This window comes from Parvibaculum sp. (assembly GCF_049651025.1).
Lineage (GTDB): Bacteria > Pseudomonadota > Alphaproteobacteria > Parvibaculales > Parvibaculaceae > Parvibaculum.
In genome coordinates, this window is the sequence record NZ_JBASBH010000109.1 from 1 (window position 1) to 5,841 (window position 5,841).

Sequence of the window (5,841 nt, forward strand, 5' to 3'; positions counted from 1 at the left end):
CCCGGCGGTTCAGGCCCCGCCGGACCGGCCTCCCGAAGCGCAGCTCGATCAGGCGGCCATCGCCCGCCATTGGGCCAAACTGCTGCTCGATACCTATGCGGCGCGGACCAACCATTTTCCCGGCGGCCTCTTTGCGGACCCGGCCTGGGACATGCTTCTCGACCTGATGCATGCGCAGCTCAACGGCAAACGCATTTCCGTCTCAAGTCTCTGCATCGCGGCACGCGTGCCCGCAACAACAGCGCTGCGGCGCATCGGCGATCTGGTCGCCTCGGGCCTTGCAACCCGCGTGCGGGACGAAAATGACGGACGGCGCGTCTTCATCGAACTGACCGAAGACGGCACGACGCGCATGACGCGCTATCTCGAACAGGTGCGCAGCGCCGTCAACAAGCCGCCTGCCGAAACGGCCCGGAAAATCTGAGGCGGAATCTCAGGCGACAACGAGGTCCTGATATTCAGGGTGCTTCTTGATATAGGCGGCAATAAAGGGGCATTGCGGAACCAGCTTCGACCTTTCCGCACGCACGGCATCGAGCGCGCCCTTTGCGAGCTTCGACCCGACACCCTTGCCGCCAAGCGCCTCCGGCACGACCGTATGCGTGAAGGTGACGACACCCGGCTTGCGCTCATATTCCGCGCAAGCCGTGATGCCCTCGACGACGATCTCGAAACGATGCTTCGCCGGATTGTCTTTAACGGTATCGCTCATGGGCGCTCTCCTGTTGCGGCTGGTATTCATGCTAACGCGCCGGAACAGAAATCGCAGCCGAGGTTTGGCGAAAAAAGCCTCATGCCCCCAAAACGCCGCAGCCTATGCGCGTGTCAGCGGTCCCTAACCAGCAGATGCTCGCCGGCTGTGCGCACATCCGTGCAGCCGGTGAGCGCCATGGCGACCTCAAGCTCGCGCTGCATCGTCAGCAGCATGGCGCGCACGCCCGCCTCGCCGCCACCGCCAAGCGCATAGGCCCAGGCGCGGCCGATCAAGACGCCCTTGGCGCCAAGCGCCAGCGCCTTCAGCACATCGAGGCCGGAGCGCACGCCGCCATCCATCAACACCGTCATGCGATCGCCGACCACGCGCATGATGGGCGGCAGAGCTTCGATGGCCGCAGGCACACCGTCGAGCTGACGCCCGCCATGGTTCGAGACGACGATGCCATCCGCGCCAACTTCCGCCGCGCGCTTTGCATCCTCGGCGTCGAGAATGCCTTTGATGATGATGGGCCCGTCCCAGCGCTCGCGCACCCAGGCGAAATCTTCCCAGCTCACGCTGGAATCGAAGTTCTTGCCGATCCACATCGCAAAATCATTCGTGCCCTTCGCATTGGGCATGGCGTCAACGAGATTGCCGAAACTTTGCGGGCGACCATTGAGAAAGACATTCCACATCCAGTGCGGATGCATGGCGCCATTGATGCCGCGCTTCAGCTTGTCGAGCGGGCTGAGCACGCCGGACAGGCCGGAGCGGACGTCGCGATAGCGCGCACCAGCAACCGGCAGATCGACCGTGAAGATCAGAACCTTCGTACCTGCCGCCTTGGCGCGCTGGAGCAGCGCCTCCATGTAGCCGCGATCCTTGATCATATAGAGCTGAAACCAGATCGGCTCCGTCGTGCCTGCGCGCACCTCTTCGATGGAGCAGATGCTGACGGTGGAAAGGCAGAAGGGAAGCCCGGCCGCCTGCGCCGCACGCGCGGCCTGCACCTCGCCGCGCCGCGCATAAAGCCCGGCCATGCCGACCGGCGCCAGCAGCAGGGGCATGGCAAGTTTCTGCCCGAACAGCTCGGTGGAAAGCTGAAGCTTCGACACATCGGTGAGGATGCGCTGACGCAGCGCAATTCGCTCTATCGCCTCTACGTTGCGCCGCAGCGTCGTCTCCGCATAAGCGCCGCCGTCGATATACTCAAACATCATATGCGGCAGGCGCTTCTTTGCCCGCTCGCGCCAGTCGGATACCGATGCCGGTTGTGTCACGCGCGCTCCCCCAAAAACAAGATCAGCGTTCTTGCACAACTATAGGCAAAAAGCCCAGCGCTTTCGAGGCGTGTGTCGCCGGTTTCAGCCGGGTTGCGCGCCGTCGCGATCCCGCCAATCCGTCGCGAGGGCCGGGAAGACGACGAGAAGCGCGGAAAGCACGAGCGCGCCGAGCGCAACGCCAAAGGCGAGAATATAGGAGGTGCCGTCAATGGCCGTTCCGAGCAAGGCAGGCCCGATGCCCGCGCCCGCCGAGGCGGCAAACAGACCCCAGACGGCGAGGCGCCCCGTGCGATCAAGCGCCGCCTGCACCGCCTGAAAATAAGGCGAGATGACGGCCCAGGCGACATTCTGCAATGCGAGCCCGCCAACAAACACCCAGGCGGAAACATTGCTGCGCGCAAAAAGTGCGATGGGCAGCGCATAGAGAAGAAGCGCAATCATCAGCGGCCGGAAGCGGCCATAGCGATTGCCGAGCGCAACGACAAGCACGGTGCCGGGAATGCCGCAAAGGGAGGACAGGGCAAGCGCGCGCGACGCCCCTTCATCGGACAGGCCGACAAGGACGCCGTAACGCAGCATGTAGCTCCACAAGCCGATGGCCGCGAGGTTGAAAAGGCCGAAAGCGAAAATCGAAAGCAGCTTCATGAATGTGGAATGACCGCCTGCCTGCTCGGCGGCAACATCCGCACCCGCAATATCCTTCAGCGGTTCGGAGCCGCCATTCAACCCGAGCAGCGGATGAAGAAGCGCCGTCAGCAAGGCGAGCGACAGCAAGGCGACATAGACGCTCGCATAGCCGAAGACGGGTTCGATGAGCGGGATGGCGACGAGCAGAAGCGCGGTCAGGATGAACTGAAGCATGACATACATGCCGAAACCGCGCTCCGCCTGCTCGTGGCGGCCGAACCAGTTCGTCGTCGCACCGGCGATGAGGCCAAGGCCAAGACCGGCAACGATGCGGTAGATGCCGAGATCGAGAGCGCCGCTCGCAGCGATCGACGCCAGATCGCCGATCACCGCCAGGGCAAGGCCGCAACGCGCAATGACGGGCAGCGATGCACGGCGCACGAGAAAGACCGAAAGGCCGAGGCCAACGGTTGCCGCAAGGACATTGCCAGTGGCGATCTCGCCCGCGACTTTTTCAGTGAGGCCCAGATGCGCGACCCACGCGCTGACGAGGCTCGGCAGCATGGAGGCAACCATCAAACCATAGCTGCCGCCAAGCGCGACGAGAAAAAGCGTCATGGCCTTTTGCTGATCGACGCGATCCCACCAGGCGCTGCGCCCACCGTCCAGTTCCGTCATTCTATACTCGCTCCCCGGACGAATATGGGCAGGGACCAAAGCCCCTGCCCATTCTGAATTATGCGCGGTGGCAAAGCACCCGCCAATCCGCTGTCACTGTATTACCGCGTACCGCGCTTGCGCAGCTCGCCCACGTCGAACATTTTCTCGTCGGCCGCGCCCGAAGTTTCGGCATGGAAGTCGGGACGCTTGTCGTCGTTGAAGACGAGATCGAGAATGTAGCGCTCCGCCTGGAAATCATAGACCGCTTGTCCAAAGCCGAAGCAGGCAGGCAGGTCATAAACGTTGAGCGTCGTTTCTTCCTGATAGCGCCACAGCTTGTTCTGCCCGTCATAGATGTCGGTCGCAACGATCCGCCAGCTATCCTCATCGACATAGAATATGCGGCGCGGCAGAAGGTGGCGAATGCCGGGTTTCAGATTGGCTTCGACGACCCAGACACGATGCAACTCATACCGGCCGAGATCGGGGTTCGGGAAATGCGGCTGCGTGATCTCGGCAACCTTGTGCCTGGAATTCGCGAACTCGTAATTGTTATAGGGAATGTAGAGTTCCTTCTTGCCGACGAGCTTCCACTCGTAGCGATCGAGGCGCCCGTTATACATGTAGAGCTGGTCGCTCGCGGCAAGGCCTTCGTAACCCGAGACCGGGTTGTCGTAAGACAATGTCGGAGCGCGGCGGACGCGGCGCAGTCCGGGGCTGTAGAGCCAGGCATTGCGCTCGCCGTTCAGCGTCTCGTGAACGAGATACATTTCACCCGCAACGCGCGCCGGTGCGGTGTAGAGCGTGAAATATTTGAGCTGGATATTCTTCAACGCATCGAAGGTTGTGTTTGCAGGATTGTAATAGCTCGAAAGACGCGCTTCATCCCATTTGAGCGGAACGAAACCGCCGCTCTTGTCCACGACCGCCGTGGTGCCCGAAACGCTGCGCCCGAAACTGTCGAAAGCCGTGCGATGGTTCCACATGACCTCGGCCCCGGTCTTGGGCAGAGGGAAGGGAACGCCGCCCGGCACAGCAGCGACGAGATCGTTTGTCGCCGGGTCGAGACGCGCAACGCCGACATCTTCCTTCGTCTTGTCATAAAGGCGCTGCGGATAGGCGCAGCTTCTGCGCGTCGGATAGACATCCATCCGATAATCCTTGTAGCGCGCGATCATGGCCAACTGGCCTGCCGTCAGCTTGTCCTTGTATTGGGCTGCGTTGGAGCCATCGATCGAGAACAGCTTCTTGTCCGCCGCGAAAGGATCGACATAGTCGCTGCCGAGCGTGAAGCCAGCGGGCGGTGTTGTAATGCCACCCTCCCATGCCGGGATCGTGCCGTCGGCATTGCCTGCCCGCTCCGCGCCGATCGGCGTCAGCTTCGCGCCAAGATCGGCGACCGTGTCGGCCATGGCCGCCGACGAGCCGATCGCAACGCCGCAAAGGACGAACGCGGCCTTTATCAGTAGATTTTTCGACATTTGAATTCCCCCCTCGCCTTCCGTTACCCGCATGCCACGCTTAGAAGGCATAGGAAACAGTGGCGGATGCATAGTCGCGATCGGTTGCGAAGTTGGTCATGCCGCCGCCAAAATTATTGACGTATGCGACCCCGAGACTCCATGTGGACTGATAGTCGGCGGTCAGTCGCAGCGTCAGCGACTTGCGGCCATCGATATGCGTGTCCGTCACGGTGTAATCGAGCGCCGTGCCCTTGACGTCATGCTTGAAGGCGATGCCGGGATAGAGCACCCAGGGCGTACCGAAAATGCCCTGATAGCTTCCGGTGATGTCCAGCACATAGCCGACTGCATTCGTATCGCCGAAGGTGTTGAGCGGCTTCTCGCCAAAATGCGTCCATGCCACTTCGCCCATGAACGTCACGTCATCCATGCCGAGACCCTGAATGACCGAGCCCAGAACCGGCATGGTCGGCGGCGCGATATAGATGGCGTTGAAGATCGTCTGTGTGCGGTTGGCGCGGACGAAACCTTCCTCCATCGCCGTACCCGTCATGCCGATGGGATCAGCCAGGAAAGCCTTCGTGGCAGCGGAGGTGACCGGATCGGCCAGCGGAACCGAGTAGTTCGGCTGATAGGCAACCTCGACGCCGAAAGAGACGTCCTGCCAGACATAGCTCGCCGTCGCGCCATAAAGATTCTGGTCTTCCACGAAGTTGCGGAAGTAGGAAACCGGATAGCACGTCATGGAAAGAGGATCGCAAGACGCGTTCAAACCAAGCACCGGCGCTTTCTGATGATAGCGCATGTAGTAGAGGCCGAACTCGGTCTGCAGCGCATCGCTGAAATAGCGACCTGAAACACCCCATTGACCGGAATTGCGCGGGCGACCCTGGCCTGTGTCGGGAATGCCCCCACCTGCCGCGATCAAATCCGCAGCCGACCGGCCGGACGAGCCCGGATCGCCGAACCCGAGCAGCGCCGTCCCAAAAAATATGCCCTGATGACCGGGGCCGAAAACGTCTTCGAGCGAGAAGAAAGTGCCGACCGGATCATATTCGGTCTCGTTCCAGCGGAACTGGTAATAGGCCGAAATGTCGACATTCTCGAAAGG

At 61.6% G+C, this 5,841-nt stretch carries 6 protein-coding genes; 1 reads left to right on the forward strand and 5 read right to left on the reverse strand.

The window, feature by feature from the left end; genetic code table 11:
- A partial coding sequence (locus tag WA943_RS14675; RefSeq protein WP_424470639.1) for a winged helix DNA-binding protein occupies nucleotides 1-424 on the forward strand: 424 nt, incomplete at its 5' end.
- Between the two features lie 9 nt (nucleotides 425-433).
- Here WA943_RS14675 and WA943_RS14680 read toward each other — a convergent pair.
- The 5 genes from WA943_RS14680 to WA943_RS14700 form a co-directional block, all read right to left on the reverse strand.
- Nucleotides 434-712, reverse strand: a complete 279-nt coding sequence (locus WA943_RS14680; protein ID WP_424470640.1) for a GNAT family N-acetyltransferase — start codon at nucleotides 710-712, stop codon at nucleotides 434-436.
- Nucleotides 713-825: 113 nt separating this feature from the next.
- Nucleotides 826-1,977: an L-lactate dehydrogenase gene (locus WA943_RS14685; RefSeq protein WP_424470641.1), complete on the reverse strand. Its 1,152-nt coding sequence runs from the start codon at nucleotides 1,975-1,977 to the stop codon at nucleotides 826-828.
- Between the two features lie 84 nt (nucleotides 1,978-2,061).
- Complete coding sequence (locus WA943_RS14690) at nucleotides 2,062-3,285, reverse strand: hypothetical protein (RefSeq protein ID WP_424470642.1); 1,224 nt, start codon at nucleotides 3,283-3,285, stop codon at nucleotides 2,062-2,064.
- Between the two features lie 101 nt (nucleotides 3,286-3,386).
- The gene (locus WA943_RS14695; RefSeq protein ID WP_424470643.1) at nucleotides 3,387-4,748 is read right to left on the reverse strand and encodes a DUF1329 domain-containing protein; all 1,362 of its coding nucleotides are present in this window, start codon (nucleotides 4,746-4,748) and stop codon (nucleotides 3,387-3,389) included.
- A gap of 40 nt (nucleotides 4,749-4,788) precedes the next feature.
- Nucleotides 4,789-5,841 (reverse strand): DUF1302 family protein (locus tag WA943_RS14700; protein WP_424470644.1); only part of this gene is annotated, 1,053 nt, incomplete at its 5' end.